Annotated in this window: 1 protein-coding gene; it reads right to left on the bottom strand. The window is 68.1% G+C overall.

Annotated features, from left to right (window positions below; genetic code table 11):
* On the bottom strand, positions 1 to 336 hold a 336-nt coding region (locus NR126_RS28570), incomplete at its 3' end, for a DNA/RNA helicase domain-containing protein (RefSeq protein WP_256832508.1).
* Between the last annotated feature and the right edge of the window lie 18 nt (positions 337 to 354).

The following is a 354-nucleotide window of genomic DNA, read 5'->3' as shown; positions in this document are numbered from 1 at the left end:
TGAATCGGATGCCTTGACTCGGAGCTGTGACACCAGCGCGTGATGCCGGTGCTCGGCGTGCGCCCGCGCGAGGAGGGCGTCCATCGTCGCGGCGTCGAGGTCGGCCGGACGCACCGTCTGGCGCGGGTCCACGAGCAGGACGACGTCCCTGGCCTGCTGGGTGATCCAGTCGAGCTGGGTGTGGGAGACGTCGTCGTCGCCGAAGAGGCGCTGGTTGATGGCCGTGTACTTGTTGTTGAGGGCGCCGTTGGACTGCGCCGAGCGCAGACCGAGGCGGTGGGCCTCGTCAACGATCAGGATGTCGTAGCGCTCCTCGGCGTCTCCGACGTTCCACACGGACAGCACCATGGACGG

It is taken from the genome of Pseudomonas sp. Pse1 (assembly GCF_024519635.1).
GTDB lineage: Bacteria > Pseudomonadota > Gammaproteobacteria > Pseudomonadales > Pseudomonadaceae > Aquipseudomonas.
Note: the sequence above shows the minus strand (reverse complement) of the source record. Positions and strands in the feature narration are given on the sequence as shown.